This window comes from Pseudomonas sp. SDO5522_S412 (assembly GCF_054071215.1).
The window spans coordinates 41,056-61,316 of the sequence record NZ_JBSVWQ010000015.1 but is presented as its reverse complement, the minus strand read 5'-3'; the positions used below and the strand labels follow the sequence as shown (position 1 = coordinate 61,316).

General features: G+C 63.1%; 17 protein-coding genes. 10 read left to right on the top strand and 7 right to left on the bottom strand.

Annotated features, from left to right (window positions below):
* The first annotated feature begins 206 nt into the window (after window positions 1–206).
* Window positions 207–1,109: a LysR family transcriptional regulator gene (locus tag ACW9I6_RS06160; protein ID WP_003208975.1), complete on the top strand. Its 903-nt coding sequence runs from the start codon at window positions 207–209 to the stop codon at window positions 1,107–1,109.
* A gap of 9 nt (window positions 1,110–1,118) precedes the next feature.
* Here the strand turns inward: ACW9I6_RS06160 and ACW9I6_RS06155 are convergent, their stop codons facing one another.
* The 7 genes from ACW9I6_RS06155 to ACW9I6_RS06125 form a co-directional block, all read right to left on the bottom strand.
* On the bottom strand, window positions 1,119–2,465 hold the full coding sequence (locus ACW9I6_RS06155; protein ID WP_457339059.1) for an OprD family outer membrane porin: 1,347 nt from the start codon (window positions 2,463–2,465) through the stop codon (window positions 1,119–1,121).
* Between the two features lie 101 nt (window positions 2,466–2,566).
* Window positions 2,567–3,919: a citrate-proton symporter gene (locus ACW9I6_RS06150; protein ID WP_008436037.1), complete on the bottom strand. Its 1,353-nt coding sequence runs from the start codon at window positions 3,917–3,919 to the stop codon at window positions 2,567–2,569.
* 95 nt (window positions 3,920–4,014) lie between these two features.
* A complete protein-coding gene (locus tag ACW9I6_RS06145; RefSeq protein ID WP_008436038.1) occupies window positions 4,015–5,403 on the bottom strand; it encodes an amidase in 1,389 nt (462 codons plus the stop codon).
* Window positions 5,404–5,584: 181 nt separating this feature from the next.
* A complete protein-coding gene (locus ACW9I6_RS06140) occupies window positions 5,585–6,412 on the bottom strand; it encodes a hypothetical protein (RefSeq protein WP_457339058.1) in 828 nt (275 codons plus the stop codon).
* A 3-nt stretch (window positions 6,413–6,415) separates the two neighbouring features.
* The gene (locus tag ACW9I6_RS06135; RefSeq protein WP_003208968.1) at window positions 6,416–6,604 is read right to left on the bottom strand and encodes a hypothetical protein; all 189 of its coding nucleotides are present in this window, start codon (window positions 6,602–6,604) and stop codon (window positions 6,416–6,418) included.
* A gap of 121 nt (window positions 6,605–6,725) precedes the next feature.
* Window positions 6,726–7,316 (bottom strand): helix-turn-helix domain-containing protein, encoded by a 591-nt coding sequence (locus ACW9I6_RS06130; protein ID WP_457339060.1) that lies wholly within the window; start codon window positions 7,314–7,316, stop codon window positions 6,726–6,728.
* Window positions 7,292–9,247: an oxidoreductase gene (locus tag ACW9I6_RS06125; protein ID WP_457339057.1), complete on the bottom strand. Its 1,956-nt coding sequence runs from the start codon at window positions 9,245–9,247 to the stop codon at window positions 7,292–7,294. Before ACW9I6_RS06125 ends, ACW9I6_RS06130 begins: the two co-directional genes overlap by 25 nt.
* A gap of 131 nt (window positions 9,248–9,378) precedes the next feature.
* Between ACW9I6_RS06125 and ACW9I6_RS06120 the strand changes: the two genes are divergently transcribed.
* The 9 genes from ACW9I6_RS06120 (at window position 9,379) to ACW9I6_RS06080 (ending at window position 20,260) form a co-directional block, all read left to right on the top strand.
* Complete coding sequence (locus ACW9I6_RS06120; protein ID WP_177022036.1) at window positions 9,379–10,137, top strand: class II aldolase/adducin family protein; 759 nt, start codon at window positions 9,379–9,381, stop codon at window positions 10,135–10,137.
* A gap of 41 nt (window positions 10,138–10,178) precedes the next feature.
* Window positions 10,179–10,817, top strand: coding sequence for a TetR family transcriptional regulator C-terminal domain-containing protein (locus ACW9I6_RS06115; protein WP_003208961.1), 639 nt, complete (start codon window positions 10,179–10,181; stop codon window positions 10,815–10,817).
* Window positions 10,818–10,971: 154 nt separating this feature from the next.
* Complete coding sequence (locus tag ACW9I6_RS06110) at window positions 10,972–11,763, top strand: enoyl-CoA hydratase/isomerase family protein (protein ID WP_457339056.1); 792 nt, start codon at window positions 10,972–10,974, stop codon at window positions 11,761–11,763.
* A gap of 41 nt (window positions 11,764–11,804) precedes the next feature.
* Window positions 11,805–12,965 carry an acyl-CoA dehydrogenase family protein gene (locus tag ACW9I6_RS06105; protein ID WP_008436052.1) on the top strand — a complete coding sequence of 387 codons (1,161 nt, stop codon included), beginning with the start codon at window positions 11,805–11,807 and terminating at the stop codon, window positions 12,963–12,965.
* A gap of 18 nt (window positions 12,966–12,983) precedes the next feature.
* A complete protein-coding gene (locus tag ACW9I6_RS06100) occupies window positions 12,984–15,083 on the top strand; it encodes an acetate--CoA ligase family protein (protein WP_457339055.1) in 2,100 nt (699 codons plus the stop codon).
* Between the two features lie 11 nt (window positions 15,084–15,094).
* Window positions 15,095–16,705 (top strand): 5-guanidino-2-oxopentanoate decarboxylase, encoded by a 1,611-nt coding sequence (locus ACW9I6_RS06095; protein WP_457339054.1) that lies wholly within the window; start codon window positions 15,095–15,097, stop codon window positions 16,703–16,705.
* 12 nt (window positions 16,706–16,717) lie between these two features.
* Complete coding sequence (locus ACW9I6_RS06090; protein ID WP_457339053.1) at window positions 16,718–18,304, top strand: ABC transporter substrate-binding protein; 1,587 nt, start codon at window positions 16,718–16,720, stop codon at window positions 18,302–18,304.
* Window positions 18,305–18,469: 165 nt separating this feature from the next.
* On the top strand, window positions 18,470–19,429 hold the full coding sequence (locus ACW9I6_RS06085; RefSeq protein ID WP_003208950.1) for an ABC transporter permease: 960 nt from the start codon (window positions 18,470–18,472) through the stop codon (window positions 19,427–19,429).
* 3 nt (window positions 19,430–19,432) lie between these two features.
* A complete protein-coding gene (locus ACW9I6_RS06080; protein ID WP_003208948.1) occupies window positions 19,433–20,260 on the top strand; it encodes an ABC transporter permease in 828 nt (275 codons plus the stop codon).
* The last annotated feature ends 1 nt before the right edge of the window (window position 20,261 follow it).

The window sequence follows — 20,261 nt, the reverse complement described above, 5'->3', positions numbered from 1 at the left end:
CCTGATGCACCGAGTTGTCTGCATCGCAGGCAAGCCAGCTCCCACAGAAAAGCAGATCTGCTTTTGATCTTGATCTGAGCGAACGCGGGTAGTGCAGAGCGGGTAAACCAGCAGGACGCCGTGACCGAAGAAACGGATATGTACACCCGCATGGCGCAGTAATTGCGTCCTCCCCAATCCACCCCCCCAAAAAAGGAGCACCCCCCATGCAACTACGCGCCTTGCGATATTTCCACGAGGTCGCCCGCTGCGCCTCCCTGCGTAAGGCCGCCGAACGTCTTTACGTCACCCCCACCGCCGTCAGCCGCCAGATCGAACACCTGGAACACTTCTTCGGCGCCGCCCTGATTGAGCGCGGCCCCCGCGGCATCCGCCTCACCGCCGAGGGCGAGTGCCTGGCCGAACAAGTCACCTCAACCCTGCGCGGCCTCGACCAGGTACGCGAAGTCATCGCCAGCCGCCAAAGCCAGGTGGCCGGTAACATCAGCATCCATGTGTCAGAAAGTATCGTTTCCACCGTGCTCGCCCCGGTGCTCGCCACCTTCTACCGCGCCCACCCCAAGGTCACCTTCAACATCGTGATCGCCAGCGCCTCGGCCACCCTCGACGCCCTGTGCAGCGGCGAGGCGGACCTGGGCCTGGCGTTCTACCTGCAAGAGCGCGCCGACGTCGAAGTCACCGCCCACTGCCAGTTATGGCACCGGGTGCTGGTCAGCGCCGAACACCCCTTCGCCCAGCGCGACAGCATCGAATTGAGCGAACTGCAAGGCCAGCCCCTGGCGATTCCCGACTCGGCCTACGGCGTGCGCCAGGCCCTGGAAGTGGCGGCAAAAAAACGCGGCGTCACCCTCGAACCGGTGTTCACCACCAGCTCCCTGGAAGTGCAGAAGAGCCTGGCCCGGCAACGGGCAGCGGTGCTGATTTTGCCCCAGGTCGAGGCAGACGTGCGAGACCTGGGCGACGGCCTGGTCGCCGTGCCGATCGCCGATGAAGACCTCGGCCGCATCCGCATCGACCTCTGCGTGTACCGCAACCGCCCCCGCTCGGTGGCGGTGCTCAAGTGCCAGGAAATGCTGGCGGGGGCGATGCAGCGTTGTTCGCTGAACTGAGCCTGAGCCTCAGAAGATGTTGATCGGCACATTGGCGACGAGGCGGAACTCATCGTAGCTGCCGTCAATCTGCCCGCCGCTGGCGCGATGGTTGTAGACGATGGTGCGCAGTACGGTGTTCTTGAGTGTTCCGGACTGAATCACATAGGCCAGCATCAAGCCGTTTTCGTTGTGCTTGGCGCCATCCAGGCTGCGCACGTTGTAGCCGGTGTTGTGACCGTTGCGGTCGCCATCGTAATGGGTGCCGTCGATGTCCCAACCCTTGGCGTGCCACAGGCTGGCGGTGAAGCCGGGCACACCGTAGGCGGCGAAGTCCAGGTCGTAGCGCAACTGCCAGGACTTTTCGTTGGGGCCGTTGTAGTCCGAGTACAGCGAGTTGGCCATGTAGTTGCCGGTGGACTCCCACACGTAGTCGAAGTATTCGTTGCCGAATACCTGCTGCCAGGCCAGGGTCAGGCTGTGGGCCAGGTGCGTGGCGGTGAAGGCCAGGCTGGCGGCGTTATTGTCGATGTAGCCGAGGTTTTTGTCGCCCGAGTCGCTGGTGTGGTAGTAGTTGAAGGCGGTCTTCAAGGCGATGTCGCTCTTGTCACCGATGCGGTGGGTCAGGCCGACGTAGGTCTGGTCCCACATGTCTTCGAAACGCGACGCGTAGACGCTGGCTTCCAGCCCGTAACCCGGTTTTACCGTGGCTCCCAGGTAGCTGATGCGTGCGCCGCTGTAGGCGCGGTTGCCGAAGGTGGTGGTGAGCTTTTCGGCGCCGGTGCCGGTGCGTGGAATCGCCCGCTCGAAGCTGCCGCCCTGCACCGACAGCCAGTCGAATTCGTTGCTGAACAAGCCCACGCCCTGGAAGCTGGAGGGCAGGGCGCGGTTGTCCTTGTAACGCAGGATCGGATTGTCGGTCATCAGCCGGCCCGCCTTGATCTCGGTGCTGGACAGGCGAAAACGCACGTCGCCCACCCCCAGCCGGCTCCAGGTGGGAATCGCATCGCCGTCGCCGTCCACCAGCACCCGGTCGCCGCCATTGGCCACCTTGCCGTGCCCGCGCTCCAGGTTGACCGCGCTGAAGATCCCCGCGTCCACACCCACGCCAATCAGGCCCTGGGTGTAGCCGGAGCTGTACTTGAGCATGCTGGTCTGCACCCAGGTTTCCCGTACACGCGTGGGCTCGACGCCGCCGGCTTTCTTGATGCTCAAGTGGGTGGTGCGTTGGGTGTGCTGGTTGGAATAGTAGTGGCGCAGGTTCAGGTCCAGGGTGCTGCCTTCGAGGAAGCCCGGTGCGCTGGCCTGGGCGTTTTCCTGGGCGAAAGCCTGGGTGCTGGACGCCAGGGTGACGGCCAGTAAAAGACGTGGATACATGGTAAATCCCCATACAAATCAGACGTAAGGCGACCGTCCCGGCAGGCCCTCAGGTGCTGCCGGTCGGTGGCGAAAAGACGCGGGACAGTGGGAAAAGGTATTCAGCGAACCGAAGCTTCTGTGAGCCGGGTTTCGCGGGCCGGGCTGCCGGGCAGCGGCGGACGGGTTTCCTTGGCGAACCAGGCGGCGGTGAGGCACACCAGGTTGGCGATCAGCAGGTACCAGACCGGCGACATCGGGTCGCCGGTGGTGCCGATCAACCAGGTGATGATGATCTGCGCGGTGCCGCCGAACGCTGCCACACCGAAGGCGTAGACGATGGAGAAACCGGTGGAGCGCACGGATTTCGGGAAGCTTTCCACCAGCAACACGATCAGCGCCGCGCCACTCATGCCGTGCAGGCCCGAGAGTACCGCCAGGGTCAGCAGGAAGGTCGCCGGGCTTGGGTGCTCGGTCATCAGTTGCAGGGCCGGGAACAAAATCAACAGCAACACCACCCGCGGTGTCATCAGGATCGTACGGCGCCCGAAGCGGTCGCAGAGCATGCCGCCGGCCACCGCGCACACGGCCATCGCTGCGCCGGCCACCAGGGTCGAGAGCATCGAGATGCTGGTGGGCAGCTTCAGTTCGGTGAGGGCGAAGGTGGTCATGTAGTTGAGGAAGTACTGGGTGATGGTGCTGCCGGAAAGGATCAGCAACCCCAGCACCAGTGCGCGCCGGTGCTTGCCGCAGACTTCTCGCACCAGGTCGCCGGTGCTGGTCTGCTCGCCGTGGCCGTGGAAGGTTTCGGCGAGGTTGCGGCGGATGTAGATGCCGATCGGCAACACCAGCAGGCCGAACACGAACGGCACGCGCCAGCCCCAGCTGTTGAGGTCTTCCGGGGACATGACCTTGGTCAGGGTGAACCCTACCAGCCCGGCCACCATGGCTGCGACGCCCTGGGCGACTACTTGCCAGCAGGCGTAGGTCCCGCGTTTGTGGGGTGGCGCCGCTTCGAGGATGTAGGTGGTGGCGGGGCCGGCTTCACCGCCCCAGGCCAGGCCCTGGATCATGCGGGTGAGCACCAGCAGGATCGGCGCCGCGATACCGATGGTCTCGTAACCGGGCAATATCGCGATGCTGCCGGTGCCCACGGCCATCATTACCAGGGTCAACAGCATCGCCGGTTTGCGCCCGACGCGGTCGGCGTAGGCGCCGATCAGTACTGCGCCCAGGGGCCGGACGATAAAGCCGATACCGAACGCCGTGACCGACAGCATCAGGCTGACGAAGGCGCTGTCGGACGGGAAGAACGTGTGGCCGATCATCACTGCAAAGGTTGCGTACACACCAAAGTCGAAAAACTCCACGGCGTTGCCCAGGACCACGGCGAAGATGCTCTTTTTGCCGGCGTCCGGGGACGGTGTTTCGGGTGCGTGATCAGGATCGGATCGTGTCAATTGCTCAGTGTGCATACCAGCCCCTCGATTTTAGTTATAGGTCGTCCGAGCTCCAGGCCAAGAGGGCCCGGAGCTGGCGTGTGGGTGGGCAGTTCTTACAGCGTCAAAAGTCAGGAAGGATTCGGCCAGTGGTGGATTGCGCCACGCCAGCTCTCGTAGGTTTTAGCGATTTGCAGCAGCCATTGATCGGCAAAACGCGGGGCGATCATCTGCAGGCCGATGGGCATGCCATCGGCGGCGAAACCGCAGTTGATCGACAACGCCGGTTGCTCGCCCATGTTCCACGGCACCGTGAACACGATGTGTTCGAACGGCAGTTGCGGGTTGTTGCTCGGTGATGGCCACTCGGCCGGGAACGCATTGACCTGGTTGGTGGGGGACAGCACCAGGTCGAGTTCGGTGAACACCTGCGCGGCGCGGCGGCGCATTTCAAAGGTCTGGTTGAAACCCTTTACGGCTTGTACGCCGCTGATCTCGGCGCCCGGCGCGGCCCAGTCGCGGATGTACGGCAAGACCTTGTCGAACTGCTCGCTGCTCAGGGCCGACAAATCGCCCCACTGGCGGGCGCGCCAGAAATGGTCGAGGCCATCGAGTTGTGCGCGGTCCATGATTGGCGGGATCAGCGTGACCTTGGCGCCGTGGGCTTCGAACAGCCGCGCGGCTTGCTCCACGGCTTCACACACGAAGCCTTCAGGCTGCATGCCTGCGCCGGGTTCAAGCATCAGGCCGACGCGCAGGCCCCTGACCGACAGCGGCTGGTTACTCCACTGGGTGGTGAGCGGCGGAAGGCTGGTGGCATCGCGGGCATCGGGGCGGGCCAGGTGTTGCATCAACAGCACGCAGTCGTCGACGGTGCGGGTCATGGGCCCGGCGGCGCGGCCGGTGTAGTACGGGTCGATGGGGATGCGGCCCAGGGTCGGCTTGAATCCCACCAGGCCGCACCAGGCGGCGGGCAGGCGCACCGAGCCACCGATGTCGGTGCCCACGTGCAGCGGGCCGTAACCGGCGGCGGCCGCTGCGGCGGCACCGGAGCTGGAACCGCCGGTGTTGTTGGCGGTGTTCCACGGGTTGCGGGTGATGCCGTGGAAGCTCGACAGGCCGGAAGACAGCATGCCGAAGTCCGGGTTGGTGGTCTTGGCCAGGATTATCGCGCCCGCTTCACGCATGCGGGCTGCGGGCGGTGCGTCCCTGAGGGCCGGGGTCAGGCGGGTGGCCGCGCTGCCGAGGGGAATGGGCACGCCTTCGGTGGCGATCAATTCCTTGAGAGTCACCGGTACGCCATCAAGGGCGCCGTTGGGTTGGCCCTTGTTCCAGCGCTCGGTGGAGGCCTGGGCCTGCTGGCGCACCTGTTGCGGGTCGAAGGCATAGAGCGCGTTGATCTGCGGCTCCCAGCGGTCGATGTGGGCCAGGAGCTGGTCGTAGTAGTCGATGGGCGCGAGTTGCCGGCTGGCAAATTGCGCCAACAGTTCGGCGGCCGTAAGGGTATGCAGGTCAGTCATCGAACGCTTCCTTGTGATGGGCCGGCTGGCTCATGGCGGGTTGCAGTAGGGACGACTATATAAACCCCGGTGTGACGCGGCCATCACAATCGATGCAGTTCAGTGTTGCGTTTTTGTGTGCACTGAAACCGGCGGGTAGATGTGGGAGTGGCTGGAAGGTTTACTGTTTGGCGGGAGGACCTCAGGCGCAGGCACCTGGCGTCTTTTTCCTGCGTGCCGACTCACGACGATAGCTCCGGATAGGCTGGGGTTTTGCCCGTATGCAGGATTGGAAAGACATCCACGTCGCAGGGTCAAAGCGGGTGGCTGATACCACCGCTTCCTGGAGCAGCATGATGGAAATAGCGTCTGACGCATCCGGGTATTCAGTATCGAGGATGATTTCCAAGGTGTCCTTGTCGCGATAGCCGCTGCAGGTCGGAATCAGACTGAAGGCGTGATCTATACCTTCGGACTCATTCGGCTCGCAGATGGATGAAACAACGCCCACATAAACATTCCGATCGTTGAGCGTGAACATGCATTGAGAGCCGCGCGCAATGGATTCCCTGAGCAGGGTCCTGAGGGGGCGCCCCGTTAGAAGCTCGAGCATCAATTGCTGGTTCAGTTCCTCCTCTGAAGCAAGTTGCAGTCTTCGTCGACGCCAACGCACAAATAATCGCGCCCAGCAGTAGGGAATGATCATGGCTGTCAGGCCGACCTGGAGCAAAAATACCCAGAGGCCATGATTTCTCTCGGTGGCAATATCCAGCTCTATCAGCAGCTTGCCCAGATAAGCACTGTAATCAATGGGGATTGTCTGGCCAGCCAGTTGCAGCGGCTGTTTGGACAGGCAAAGAATCAAAGTGGTCAGTACGAACGACAGTACGAGGCAGGTCCAGCCTAATCTTGCGACCTGTAGATAGAGTAACTGGCCCTCAAAGCGGTGGAGGCGGCAGTAATGGCCGGGGTGTTTCAAACACACCAAATAGCCACTCACCAGTAACGGCAGTATCAGTAGTAGCCCCATGGGTTATTTGAATATCAGTTCACGTATCTTGCGCTTGTGTTCCTTGAACTCGGGTGAGTTGGCGATTTCCGCCGGGTCGACAGAAATACCCCACTCACCCACTATCCTCATGGTTTTGTACCGCTTGATAGCCCTGATATTTTCCAGATCTTCCTCAGTGGGTTTCTTGAACCACGCAAACGACTCAAACATGACCGGCACCCTCATAAAAAGTAGTCGGTTTTATAGCAAGAGCCGTTTTTACCGACTACTGATGGCCCCCATCCAGAACTCCCCGCGTATCGTAGGAAACGTCCTTAGTTGCCCCAACGGTCTAAAACGTCGGCGGCGTAATCACCCAGATCACCACCGCATCCACCTTTCCGGGGTTGCCATAGCGATGGGGCTCACTGCTGGGGAAGCTGAAACTGTCGCCTTCAGCCAGCTGAAAATGCCGCTCGCCCACCCATAACTCAAACGTTCCGCTCAACACATAACCCGCCTCTTCACCCTCATGGCTATAGCTCTGCTGGCTATAGGCGCCCGGTGGAAAGCGCGAGTGCAGCATCTCCAATTGATGATTGGGCAGGGGCGTCAGCAACTGGTCGACGATCCCGTCCTCATAGTGAATGCTCTGGCGATTGTTCCTGCGCACCACAAAACCTTCATCCTCCGCTGCCGGCGTGGTCTCACTGGCAAAAAACCACTGGATCGTCACCCCCAGACTGCGGGCGATGTTGAACAAGGCCGGGATCGACGGGTAGGCGAGGTTGCGTTCCAGTTGGCTGATATAACCGGCCGTCAATTCGCTCATCTGCGCCAATTCGGTAAGCGTCATGCCCCGGGCCTTGCGCAAGCCGCGGATGCGGGTGCCGAGAAACAGCTGTGGCGGTTGGTCGTTCAAATGTCCCACGCTACTTTCAATCCTTCATAAATCGCCTCTTCGGCGGTACGCGGCGCCAGGCAATCGCCGATCCGCGTGAACGCCACCAGGCCTTCCAGTTCTGCGCCCAGAGTGTCCACCGGCTGGTGGCCCTGGCACAACACCAGGGTGTCGATATTTTCCAGCAGCATCGGCTCGCCGCTGGCGGTGTGTTGCAGGTAGACGGTAGTGTCGTCGCAGCCGTACAAACGGGCGTATGGGATGATCGGAATGCCCAGCCGATGCAGTTCGCCGGCCAGTTGGTCACGCACGTACAACGGCAGGTTTTCCCCGCAATGGGTACCGTTCACCGCCAGTTGCACCTGATGGCCGGCACGGGTGAGGCGCTCGGCAATGCCCGGGCCGATCCAGTCGCAACGCCAGTCCACGACGATCACCGAACGGCCCAGTTGCACCTCATCGCGCAGCACTTGCCAGGCATCCACCACCTGTAGCTCGCCGCCGCGTTCGAAGGCCGGCCAGTAGGGCTCGGCGCCGGTGGCGATGATCACCCGGTCAGGTTGTTCGCGTTCCACCAATGCGCGGTCGACGCGGGTGTTGCGCACCACGCGGACCCCGGCCAGTTCCATCTCGCGCTGCAGGTTGGTACTGGCCCCGCCGAACTCGCTGCGTCGGGGCAGTAACTGCGCCAGAAGCACTTGGCCGCCCAATTGGGCACTGGCTTCATACAAGGTCACCTCATGTCCGCGCTGCGCCGCCACCGCTGCCGCTTTCATCCCTGCCGGGCCGCCACCGGCGACCATGATCCGCTGGCGTCGCAGTGCCGGTTGCAGTTGGCCAAACTGCAATTCGCGGCCGGTCTCGGGATGCTGGATGCAGGAGATCGGCAGGCCTTTGTGGAAGTGGCCGATGCACGCCTGATTGCAGGCGATGCAGGCGCGTACATCCTCGGCATGGCCGCTTGAGGTCTTGACCGGCATGCGCGGGTCGCAGATCAGCGCGCGGGTCATCCCGCACACATCGGCCTGGCCGCGTTGCAGCATCAGTTCGGCCTCCTGGGGCTGGTTGATGCGCCCGGTGACGAACAGCGGAATCGACAGGTGCGTCTTGAACGTCGCCGCTTCTGTCGCCAGGTACGCCGGGGCAATGGCCATGGGCGGCACGATATGGATCGCGCCGCCGAGGGAGGCCGAGGTGCCGGCAACGATGTGCACATAATCCAGGTGTGATTGCAGCTGTTGCACGGCGGCCAGGGAATCCTCTTCGGTCAGGCCTTCGGGGTCGCGTTCATCGGCAGAAATGCGCAGCCCGATGATGAAGTGCTCGTCGGTTTCGGCACGCACCGTGGCGATGATTTCCCGCAGGAAACGCAGGCGTTGTTCCAGCTCGCCGTTGTAGCCGTCGGTGCGGCGATTCACCCGCGGGTTGAGAAATTGCGCGGGCAGGTAACCATGGCTGGCGACCACTTCCACACCGTCAATCCCGGCCTGATACAGGCGCCTTGCCGCAGCGCCGTAGCCGGCGACGATCTCGTCGATCATTGTCTGGTCAAGGGCGCGCGGCATCACCCGGAAGCGTTCGTTGGGCACCCCGGAAGCCGAGTAAGCCACCGCCAGCAAACCGTCGGCCGACTCCATGATTTCCCGCCCTGGATGGAAAATCTGCGACAGCACCACGGTGCCGTGGGCGTGGCAGGTTTCGGCCAGTCGGCGATAGCCGTCGATGCAGCTGTCATCGGTGGCCATCAGCACATGGGAGGTGTAGCGGGCGCTGTCGTGCACCCCGGCCACCTGCAACACAATCAACCCCACGCCGCCTTCGGCGCGTGCCCGGTGGTAGGCGATCAACTGCTCGTTGACCTGGTTGTCGGTGGGCATCGAGGTGTCGTGCCCGCTGGACATGATGCGATTTTTCAGGCGTTTGCCACGCAGTACCAACGGTTCAAAAAGATGCGGAAAGGCATGGGGCGACATGGTGCGGATACTCCAGGCGCTGTTGTTATTATTTTTCTATAGGAGGTCAGCCTCAGTAAAAAATCAACTTGTTTTTTTACTGGCGACTGGATTAGCGTCAGCCACATCACCCACCCGCCTGGAGAATAAAAATGCCTGGGGCCACCGAACGACAGCTGCGCGAAGAGCTTGCCGCCTGCTACCGGCTGATCGCGCACTTTCGCATGAGCGATTTGATTTTCACCCATATCTCGGTGCGTATCCCGGGGCCCGAGCATCACTTTTTGATCAACCCCTATGGGCTGATGTTCGAGGAGATCACCGCCTCCAGCCTGGTGAAGATCGGCCTGGACGGACGTGCGGTCGAGGCTTCGGCCCATGGCGTCAACCCGGCGGGGTTTGTGATTCACAGCGCGATTCACGGCGCCCGCGAAGATGCGCAGTGCGTGCTGCACACCCACACCCGCGCCGGCTGTGCGGTGGCGGCACTGGAATGCGGGCTGTTGCCGGTGAACCAGATTTCCATGGAGTTCTACGGCAAGGTCGCCTACCACGACTACGAAGGCGTGGCGCTGGACATGGACGAGCAACAGCGACTGGTGCGCGACCTCGGCGACAAGCCGGTGTTGATGCTGCGCAACCATGGTTTGTTGACGGTAGGGGAGACGGTCAGCCAGGCGTTCCTGCGCATGTATTACCTGGAGAAGGCCTGCGATATCCAGATCGCCGCCCAGGCGTGCGGCAAGCTGATCCTGCCGCCTGCGCACGTGTGTGAATACACCGAGCGGCAGTTCAATGAGCCAGGCCGGCCACTGGAAGAGGGCGAACTGGCAGACCCGGACGCCATGCAACTGGCATGGGCGGCATTGCTGCGGTTACTGGATCGGGTGTCGCCGGGGTTCCGGGAGTGAGGTAGAGTCGTCCAGCCGACTCAACCCAAGGACACCGCCTCATGACCCAGGAATCCCGTTTCTCCCGCATGGAACCGGAGTTGCGCAAGGCCAATCTGGTGCAGGCGACGTTGGCCTGCCTCAAGCGCGACGGCTTCCAGGGCGCGTCGATCCGCAAGATCAGCGCCGAGGCCGGGGTGTCGGTGGGGCTGATCAGTCATCACTACTCGGGCAAGGATGAGCTGGTGGCCGAGGCCTATCGGTCAATCACCCGGCAGGTCATGGACCTGCTGCGGGATGCGATGGCCAAGGCGCCGCCCAGTCCGCGGGAGCGGCTGTCGGCGTTCTTCCGCGGCTCGTTCTCCCCCGAATTGCTCGACCCGCAACTGCTGGATGCCTGGCTGGTGTTCTGGGGGGCGGTCAAGACGGCCCCGGCGATCAACCAGGCCCACGAACACTCCTATGGCGAGTACCGCACCATCATGCGTTCGGCCTTGGTGGACATGGCCGGGGAGGAGGGCTGGAAGCAGTTCGATGCCGATTTGGCGGCCATCGCCTTGAGCGCCTTGCTCGACGGCTTGTGGCTGGAATCGGGGCTCAATCCCGGCACCTTCACCCCGGAGCAGGGCATCCAGATCTGCGAAGCCTGGGTCGATGGCTTGCAGTCGGGCGGGCGCAAGCGCTTCCAGATCAAACCCTGAACTGACGATTCCACGCCGCCTGGACGCAATGTCCGGGCCGGCATTTTCCCCTCGAAAAATATTTGCAGTTACCCGATTGCCTCCTTACTGAACACTCGTTTAGTATCGCCCCATGTCGCACCCCTCAAGCCAATTAAAATAATTCGAGGATTCCATGACTACAGATCCGTCCGTGCTCACTCAGGTGCAGGCAGGCGTTGCCTGGATCACCCTCAATCGCGGCCCCCAGCGCAATGCCCTGGACATCCCGACCCTCAAGCACCTGCATGCCTTGCTGGACGGTTTCAACCGCGACCCGGCTGTGCGCGTGGTGGTACTGACCGGCAGTGGTCGCAGCTTCTGCGCCGGTGCCGACCTTGCCGAATGGGCCGATGCCGAAGCCCGTGGCGCCCTCGAAACCTACGGCTGGACCGAAACCGCCCACGCCCTGATGACCCGCCTGCACACCCTCGACAAACCTACCCTCGCCGCCATCAATGGCACGGCGGTCGGTGCCGGCATGGACCTCACCCTGTGCTGCGACCTGCGCGTCGCCGCGCAATCGGCACGCTTCAAGGCCGGCTACACCAGCATGGCCTACTCGCCGGACGCCGGCGCCAGCTGGCATCTGCCGCGCCTGATCGGCAGCGAGCAAGCCAAGCGCCTGCTGTTCCTCGATGAATTGTGGAGCGCCGACCGCGCCCTGGCCGCCGGGCTGGTGGGCGAAGTCGTTGCCGACGAGCGACTGCATACCCACGTCGCCGAGCTGGCCACGCGCCTGGCCAACGGCCCGACCTTTGCGTTTGCCCAGACCAAAACCCTCATCCGCGAAGGCGCCGGGCGCAGCCTGCCCGAGCAGCTCCAGGCGGAACTCGCCGCCGGCCTGCTGTGTGGACGCAGCGCCGACGGTGCTGAAGCCCTGCGCGCCTCGATGGAAAAGCGCCCACCGAACTTCTCCGGCAACTGATTCCCCTTCAAAACACCCTCGAACGATCGACAGGTAGCGCCATGAATTTCCAGCCCAGCCAAGAACAAGACATGTTGGTGGACGCGGTACGCAGTTTTGTTGCCAAGGAGTTGTTGCCCCACGAGGAGGCGGTGGACCGCGCCGATGAAGTTTCGCCGGAGCTTGCCGCGCAGATTCGTGACAAGGCCATCGCTGCCGGTTTCTATGCCTTCAACATGCCGGAAGACGTCGGCGGTGGCGGCCTGGATTACCTGTCACAGGCGTTGATCGAGCGTGAGTTGTCGAAAGTCTCCTGGGCGCTGCATGTGTTTGTCGCCCGGCCGTCGAAAATCCTCATGGCCTGCACCGGCGCGCAGATTGGCGAGTACCTGTTGCCGTGCGTGCAGGGCAAGAAGATCGACTGCTTTGCCCTGACCGAACCGGGTGCCGGTTCCGACGCCAATGCGATCAAGACCCGCGCCGTGCGCAGCGGTGATGACTTTGTGCTCAATGGCAGCAAGCACTTCATCAGCCACGCCGGCCACGCGGATTTCGCCATCGTGTTTGCCGTTACCGACACCTACGAACACAACGGTCGCCAACGCAATGCCGTGACCTCGTTCCTGGTGGACCGTGGCACGCCGGGCATGACCATTCGCCGGGGCCCCAAGTGCGTCAGCAACCGCGGCTACCACACTTATGAAATGTTCTTCGACGACTGCCGCGTACCAGCCTCCAAAGTCCTCGGCGAAGTCGGCAAAGGTTGGGAAGTCGCCAATGCCTGGCTGACCGCAGGCCGGGTGATGGTGGCTGCCAACTGCGTCGGCCAGGCCCAGCGTGCGCTGGACGTTTCCCTGCAATGGGCGGCCGACCGCAAGCAGTTCGGCCAGCCCATCGGCACCTATCAAGGCATCTCGTTCAAGCTCGCCGACATGGCCACGCAAATCCGTGCGGCCGAACTGCTGACCCTGAACACCGCCTGGAAAATGGACCAGGGCACCATGACCGACGGCGAGGCCGGCATGGCCAAGCTGTTTGCCAGCGAAGTACTGGGCAAGGTTGCCGATGAAGCGGTGCAGATCTACGGCGGCATGGGTTTGATGGACGAAGGCCCGGTGGAGCGCATCTGGCGCAACGCGCGGATCGAGCGGATCTGGGAAGGCACTTCGGAAATCCAGCGCCACATTATTGCCCGCGAACTGTTGCGGCCACTGTTGCGTTGATCGGGTCGGAGAACGCTTATGTCCCAGGCTATTCGCGACAATCTCAAGCGCCTGCTGGCGCCCCGTCACCTGGCATTCGTCGGTGGGCGCAGCATGGCCCGTGCCCTCAAGCGCTGCGCCGAGGGTGGTTTTGCCGGCCAGATGTGGCTGGTCAACCCGCAACATGACAGCCTCGATGGCGTTCCCTGCGTACGTCGCGTGGCCGATTTGCCGTGCGGTCCGGACGCGGTGTTTATCGCTACCAATCGCGAGCTGACCCTGACCTGTGTCGCCGAACTGGCGGCCATTGGCACCGGTGGCGCCATCTGCTACGCCTCCGGGTTTGCCGAAACCGGCGCCGAGGGCCAAGCCTTGCAGCAACAACTGCTCAAGGCCGCTGGCGAGATGGCACTGCTGGGCCCCAATTGCTATGGCCTGCTGGATTACCTGCACAGCTCGGCGTTGTGGCCGGTGGCCCATGGCGGCAAGCCGGTCGAGAAGGGCGTTGCGGTGCTGACCCAGAGCGGCAACTTTGCCTACAACCTGTCCATGAGCGACCGTTCGCTGCCGGTGGCCTATATGGCGTCGGTGGGCAACCAGGCGCAGTTGGGGGTTGCCGAGTTGATGGACGTGCTGCTCGACGAGCCGCGCGTTACAGCGATTGGCTTGCACCTGGAAGGCTTGAAGAATGTGCCGGGGTTCGCCCGTGCGGCCCACAAGGCCCTGGAGAAAGGCATTCCGATAATCGCCCTGAAAACCGGGGTGTCACAGATCGGCGCCGAGTTGGCTTTGAGTCATACCAGTTCGTTGTCGGGTTCCGATGCGCTGTACGACAGTCTGTTCGCGCGCCTGGGTGTGATCCGGGTCAGCGGGCCGGTGAGTTTTGTCGAGACCCTGAAAGCGGCGGCCTGCGGTAATCTGCCGGCGGGCAACAGCCTGATCGCCCTGGCCTGTTCCGGTGGTGATGCCGGGTTGATTGCCGACTACGCCGAGCGCAACGATTTGAGCCTGCCGAAGCTCGACGAAGGCCAGCGTGAAGAGTTGGCGCAGGTGCTGCCCAGCTACGCCAATCTGGTCAACCCGCTGGATTTCACCACGGCCATCTGGGGCAACAGCGACGCGCTTAATACGATGCTCGACACGGCACTGCGCACCGAAGCGGATGCGGCAATGCTGGTGCTCGACTACCCGGCGGAATTTACCGGTGAGCGCAAGGAGTGCGACCTGCTGCTGGAGCTGTTTTGCAGTGCGCTGACTCGCCACGGCAAGACTGGCTTTGTCACCTCGGCATTTCCCGAATTGCTCCCGGCCCACGCTCGCGAGCGTCTGCATGCCCAGGGCGTTGCCGCGTTGCAAGGCGTGGAAGATGCGCTGGCGGCCTGGGGCCGGATTGCCGACTATCAAAACAATCGCCGGGCGTTGTTGGCGCGGGGTGAGTCGATACTGGTGCCGCTGTGCCCGCAAGCGCTTGAGCAACACGGACAGTCGCTTGATGAGTGGGATTCCAAGCAGGCTTTACGGGCTTTCGGCCTGACCACGCCAGCCGGTGTCTTGAGCACTCCCGAGCGGGCCATAGCCGATGCCAAAGTGCTGGGTTACCCGCTGGTACTCAAGGCCGTCAGTGCCGACTTGCCGCATAAAACCGAAGCCGGCGCCGTGGCGCTCAACCTGCAGGACGGTTTCGCCTTGACTGCCGCCCTGGCCCATATGCGTGAGCGGATCGCGGCCTATGCGCCGGATGTACCTTTCGATCATCTGCTGCTGGAGTCCATGGCTACGCCGCCGCTGGCCGAGCTGATTGTCGGCATCAAGCGCGAAAACGACTTCGGCCTGGCGCTGGTGATCGGCGCCGGTGGAATCCTCGTGGAGTTGCTCAAGGACAGCCGCAGCCTGCTGTTGCCGACCACCGACGACGCAATCCGCAACGCCTTGCTCAGCCTGCGCAGCGCCGCATTGCTGCAAGGCTTTCGCGGACGCGAAGTGGCCGACATGGAAGCCCTGGTGGCGGCGATTCGTGCGGTGGCCGACTACGCCTGCGCCAACGCCGGGCAGTTGCTGGAACTCGATGTAAACCCATTGCTGGTCAATGCCCGGGGCGCCACGGCGGTCGATGCATTGATCCGTCTCGCCCAGGCGTGAAGGAGATGACAATGCAAAGCAAAACCTTGACGGGCGGCCAGGCCCTGGTGCGATTGCTGGCCAACTATGGTGTCGACACGGTGTTCGGGATTCCCGGCGTGCACACGCTGGAGCTGTATCGCGGCTTGCCGGGCAGCGGCATTCGCCACGTACTGACGCGCCACGAGCAGGGCGCCGGCTTTATGGCCGACGGTTATGCGCGGGTCAGCGGCAAGCCGGGGGTGTGTTTCATCATCACCGGGCCGGGGGTGACCAACGCCGCGACGGCGATCGGCCAGGCGTATGCCGACTCGATTCCGCTGCTGGTGATTTCCAGCGTCAACCACACCGCCAGCCTCGGCAAAGGCTGGGGCTGCCTGCATGAAACCCAGGACCAGCGGGCGATGACCGCGCCCATCACTGCGTTTTCAGCGGTGGCGTTGAGTGCCGAGGATTTGCCGGAGTTGATCGCGCGGGCCTACGCGGTGTTCGACAGTGAGCGACCGCGGCCGGTGCATATTTCGGTGCCGCTGGATGTGCTGTCGGCGCCGATCAAGCGCGACTGGAGCCATGAGGTGGTGTGCCGTCCCGGGCGAGGTCTGCCATCGGCTGAAAGCCTCGATCAGGCCGTGGCGAAACTGGCTGCGGCTAAGCGGCCAATGATCATTGCCGGTGGCGGCGCACTGTTGGCGGCCGAGGCCTTGCAGCGCTTGAGCACACAACTGGCGGCGCCGTTTTTCAGCAGTGTCGCCGGCAAGGGGTTGTTGCCGGTGGAGCATCCGTTGAACGCCGGTTCGACCTTGTGCATCGAGCCCGGCTGGCAGCTCATCGCCGAGGCGGATGTGGTGTTGGCCATCGGCACCGAAATGGCCGATACCGACTTCTGGCGTGAACGCCTGCCGATTAATGGCGAGCTGCTGCGGGTGGATATCGACCCGCGCAAGTTCAACGATTTCTATCCTTGCGCCGTCGCGTTGCACGGTGATGCCCAGCAAACGACGCTGGCTTTGCTGGAACGCTTGCCAGCCACGCCGCGCAACGCGGATGCCGCCACCGCTGCGGTCGCGACGTTACACCAGGCAGTCAGCAGCGGCCATGGTCCGTTGCAACGGATTCACCAGGCGATTCTCGACCGCGTCGCCGCCGAGTTGCCCGCCAATGCCTTCATCAGCAGTGACATGACCCAACTGGCCTACACCGGCAACTACGCCTTTCCCAGCAACGCCACCCGTAGTTGGCTGCATCCCACCGGCTACGGCACCCTGGGCTATGGCCTGCCGGCCGGTATCGGCGCCAAGTTCGGCGCACCGCAACGGCCCGGCCTGGTGCTGGTGGGCGACGGCGGCTTTCTCTACACCGCCCAGGAACTGGCCACGGCCGTGGAAGAACTGGACAGCCCGCTGGTGGTGTTGCTCTGGAACAACGACGCCCTGGGGCAGATTCGCGACGACATGCTGAACCTGGACATCGAACCCATCGGCGTACTGCCGCGCAACCCGGACTTCGCCGCCCTGGCGCGGGCGTTCGGCTGCACGGTCAGCGAGCCACAGAACCTGGATGAGCTGCAGACGGATTTGCGTAACGGTTTCAAGCGCAACGGCGTGACCTTGATCGAGTTGAAGCATGCCTGTGTGAACCTTTAGAGGAGCAACACCATGAGCGAAAACAACAACAAAATGACTCAAGCGATGCACCGGCGGGACTTCCTCAAGCACAGCGCCGTAGCCGGTGCCGTGGCCGCCGCGTTTTCCATGGGCCTGCCGCTGCAGGCCTTTGCCGAGGAGGCCACGCCCAAGCCGGGCGGCGTGTTGCGCATGGGCCTGGCCGGCGGCAGCACCACCGACTCCCGCGACCCGGGATCCTGGGTAGACACCTTCACCTTCGTCGGCTTTTCGGCGGTGTACAACACCCTCACGGAAATCGCGGTGGACGGCAGCGCCATCCCCGAATTGGCCGAAAGCTTCGAGTCGACGCCCGACGCGCGCACCTGGACCTTCAAGCTGCGCCAGGGCGTGACCTTCCATAACGGCAAAAGCCTGACCGCTGACGACGTGGTGGCCTCGATCAACCATCACCTGGCAGCCAACTCCACCTCGGCGGCCAAGACGGTGATCGGCGATGTGGCCAGTGTCAGCGCCAAGGGCAGCGATGCAGTGGTGTTCGAATTGCACTCGGGCAATGCCGATTTCGCCTATGTGGTCGCCGATTACCACCTGGTGATCATGCCCGCCAAGGACGGCGCCGCCGACTGGCAGGCCGGGATCGGCACCAGCGGTTATCGCCTGAAAAGCTTCGAGCCGGGCGTACGCATGGACCTGGAGCGCAACCCGGATTACTGGAAGCCGGGCAGGGCACACTTCGCCAGCGCCGAGCTGTTGGCGATTGCCGACGGCGCAGCGCGGGTCAATGCGCTGGTCACCGGGCAAGTCGACGTGATCAACAAGGTCGACCTGAAAACCGTAGCCCTGCTCAAGCGCAATCCCACGCTGGTCATCGAAGAAACCAAGGGCGCCCAGCACTACACCTTCCCGATGTTGTGCGACAGCAACGAGTTCAAGAACAACGACATCCGCATGGCGATGAAGCATGCGATCAACCGCGAAACCCTGCTGGCCTCGGTGCTGCATGGCTATGGCCTGGTGGGCAACGACCATCCGATCCAGCCCGGCAGCCGTTTCATCAACGCCGATCTGGAGCAGCGCACCTACGACCCGGACAAGTCGCGATTCTACCTGCGCAAGGCCGGTGTGGAGTCGCTGAAGGTGCGCCTGCAAGCTTCCGATGCCGCCTACACCGGCGCGGTGGATGCTTCGGTGCTGTTCAAGGAGCAGGCGCGCCAGGCCGGGATTGATATCGACGTGGTGCGCGAGCCGGCGGATGGCTATTTCTCCAACATCTGGATGAAGCAGCCGTTCACCACCTCGTTCTGGTACAGCAGCCTGACTGCCGACCGCATGTTCAGCATCGGCTACGCCAAGGGGGCGGCGTGGAACGAAACCCATTGGGATAACGACCGCTTCAACCAGTTGCTCAACGCAGCGCGAGGTGAGATGAACGCGCCGCTGCGCCAGGAGATGTACAACGAAATGCAGAGCCTGTGCCGGGACGACGGCGGGGCGATTGTGCCGTTGTTCGCCAGCTCCGTGGCGGCCCGCTCGAACCGCGTCAGCCATGGACCGCTGACGGCGCCGTATGGGGAACTGGATGGGTTGCGGTTGATCGAGCGATGGTGGCAGGCGTGAAGATTTCAGAAACGCCACAAGTCAGTTGTGGGGGTGGGTTTGCTCGCGAATGCGGTGGGTCGTTCTTTGTTTGTGTTGGCGGACACACCGCTTTCGCGAGCAAGCCCGCTCCCACATTGGTCCTGTGTCGCCTTCGAGAACATGCCCCACTCATGAGAACCGAACATGAATAGCCTATTCAAACTGGTACTCCAACGCCTCGCCCTTGGCCTGCTGTCGTTGTTCGCCGTCTCGGTGATCATCTTCCTGGCGGTCGGCATGCTCCCCGGTGATATCGCCCAGGCCATGCTCGGCCAGTCCGCCACGCCGGAAACCGTCGCCGCCTTTCGCGCCCAACTGGGCCTGGACCTGCCGCCCCTGAGCCGGTTCGTGCAATGGCTGCTGCGCCTCCTGCACGGCGACCTCGGCGCTTCCCTGGCCAACCAGCGGCCCATCGCTGAACTGATCGGCGCACGCCTGGGCAACACCTTGCGCCTGGCGGCACTGGCGGCGTTGGTCTCGGTGCCCCTGGCGCTGGTGCTGGGGATGCTCGCCGCGCTGTACCGCAACAGCTGGTTCGACCGCCTGCTCAACACCTCGGCCCTGAGTGCGGTGTCGTTCCCGGAGTTCTTCGTCGCCTACCTGCTGATCCTGGTGTTTTCGGTCAAGCTGGGCTGGTTTCCCAGCCTATCCAACCTGGCGCCGGATGCCTCATTCGCCACCATTCTCGAACGTTCGGTGTTGCCGGTGGCCACCCTGAGCCTGGTGGTGATCGCGCAGATGATGCGCATGACCCGCGCCTCGCTGATCAACCTGCTGGCCAGCCCGTATATCGAAATGGCCCGGCTCAAGGGCATCAGCCAGTCGCGGATTATCTGGCGCCACGCGTTGCCCAATGCCCTGGCGCCGATCGTCAACGTGATCGCGCTCAACCTCGCGTACCTGGTGGTGGGCGTAGTGGTGGTGGAGGTGGTGTTTGTCTACCCGGGCCTCGGCCAGTTGCTGGTGGACTCGGTGTCCAAGCGCGATATCCCGGTGGTGCAGGCGTGCAGCCTGATCTTTGCCGCCACCTACATCCTGCTCAATACCGGCGCCGATGTGCTGTCCATCGCCACCAACCCACGCCTGATGCATCCCAAGGGGTAGACCATGAGCCTTCTCACACAACTGGCCCGGGCGCCATTGAGCGCGAAGTTCGGCCTGCTGGTCATCGTGCTGTACGTGCTGGTGGCGTTATTTGCGCCGGTGCTCGCACCTTACGGGGAAACCCAGGTGGTGGGTGACGGGTTTGCGCCCTGGAGCGGCCAGTTCCTGCTGGGCACCGATAACCTTGGGCGGGACATGTTCAGCCGCCTGGTGTATGGCGCGCGCAACACCCTGGGCATCGCTTTTTTGACGACGGTGCTGGCGTTTTTACTGGGTGGCTTGAGCGGCTTGATTGCGGCGATCAAGGGCGGCTGGGTCGATCAAGGGTTGTCGCGGGTGGTGGACATTCTGATGGCGATCCCGCAGCTGATCTTCGCCTTGCTGATTCTCAGCGTGGTGGGCACCAATGCCACCTCCCTGGTGTTGGTGATTGCACTGCTGGACTCGACCCGGGTGTTTCGCCTGTCCCGTGCTGTGGCGATGACCGTGGTGGTGCAGGATTTTGTCGAAGCCGCGCGCTTGCGTGGGGAAGGGCTCTGGTGGCTGGTCACCCGGGAAGTGCTGCCCAACGCCGCCGCGCCGCTGATTGCCGAGTTCGGCCTGCGCTTTTGCTTCGTGTTTTTGTTTATCAGCGCGCTGTCGTTCCTTGGCCTGGGCATTCAACCGCCCACCGCCGATTGGGGCAGCATGGTCCGCGACAATGCGGTGCTGATTACCTTCGGCGACATCAGCCCGTTGCTGCCGGCCCTGGCGGTGGCGTTGATCACCGTCAGCGTGAATTTTGTCGTCGACTGGATGCTGCATAAATCCAGCGGCCTGAAGGAGTGTTGAG

Excerpts from the sequence above, each read along its gene's own strand:
- ACW9I6_RS06105 (WP_008436052.1), top strand. The coding sequence starts at position 11,805 with ATGAATTTCCAGCCCAGCCAAGAACAAGACATGTTGGTGGACGCGGTA.
- ACW9I6_RS06090 (WP_457339053.1), top strand. The coding sequence starts at position 16,718 with ATGAGCGAAAACAACAACAAAATGACTCAAGCGATGCACCGGCGGGAC.
- ACW9I6_RS06110 (WP_457339056.1), top strand. The coding sequence starts at position 10,972 with ATGACTACAGATCCGTCCGTGCTCACTCAGGTGCAGGCAGGCGTTGCC.
- ACW9I6_RS06160 (WP_003208975.1), top strand. The coding sequence starts at position 207 with ATGCAACTACGCGCCTTGCGATATTTCCACGAGGTCGCCCGCTGCGCC.
- ACW9I6_RS06140 (WP_457339058.1), bottom strand. The coding sequence starts at position 6,412 with ATGGGGCTACTACTGATACTGCCGTTACTGGTGAGTGGCTATTTGGTG.
- ACW9I6_RS06150 (WP_008436037.1), bottom strand. The coding sequence starts at position 3,919 with ATGCACACTGAGCAATTGACACGATCCGATCCTGATCACGCACCCGAA.
- ACW9I6_RS06120 (WP_177022036.1), top strand. The coding sequence starts at position 9,379 with ATGCCTGGGGCCACCGAACGACAGCTGCGCGAAGAGCTTGCCGCCTGC.
- ACW9I6_RS06125 (WP_457339057.1), bottom strand. The coding sequence starts at position 9,247 with ATGTCGCCCCATGCCTTTCCGCATCTTTTTGAACCGTTGGTACTGCGT.
- ACW9I6_RS06100 (WP_457339055.1), top strand. The coding sequence starts at position 12,984 with ATGTCCCAGGCTATTCGCGACAATCTCAAGCGCCTGCTGGCGCCCCGT.
- ACW9I6_RS06155 (WP_457339059.1), bottom strand. The coding sequence starts at position 2,465 with ATGTATCCACGTCTTTTACTGGCCGTCACCCTGGCGTCCAGCACCCAG.
- ACW9I6_RS06115 (WP_003208961.1), top strand. The coding sequence starts at position 10,179 with ATGACCCAGGAATCCCGTTTCTCCCGCATGGAACCGGAGTTGCGCAAG.
- ACW9I6_RS06080 (WP_003208948.1), top strand. The coding sequence starts at position 19,433 with ATGAGCCTTCTCACACAACTGGCCCGGGCGCCATTGAGCGCGAAGTTC.
- ACW9I6_RS06135 (WP_003208968.1), bottom strand. The coding sequence starts at position 6,604 with ATGTTTGAGTCGTTTGCGTGGTTCAAGAAACCCACTGAGGAAGATCTG.
- ACW9I6_RS06085 (WP_003208950.1), top strand. The coding sequence starts at position 18,470 with ATGAATAGCCTATTCAAACTGGTACTCCAACGCCTCGCCCTTGGCCTG.
- ACW9I6_RS06145 (WP_008436038.1), bottom strand. The coding sequence starts at position 5,403 with ATGACTGACCTGCATACCCTTACGGCCGCCGAACTGTTGGCGCAATTT.
- ACW9I6_RS06095 (WP_457339054.1), top strand. The coding sequence starts at position 15,095 with ATGCAAAGCAAAACCTTGACGGGCGGCCAGGCCCTGGTGCGATTGCTG.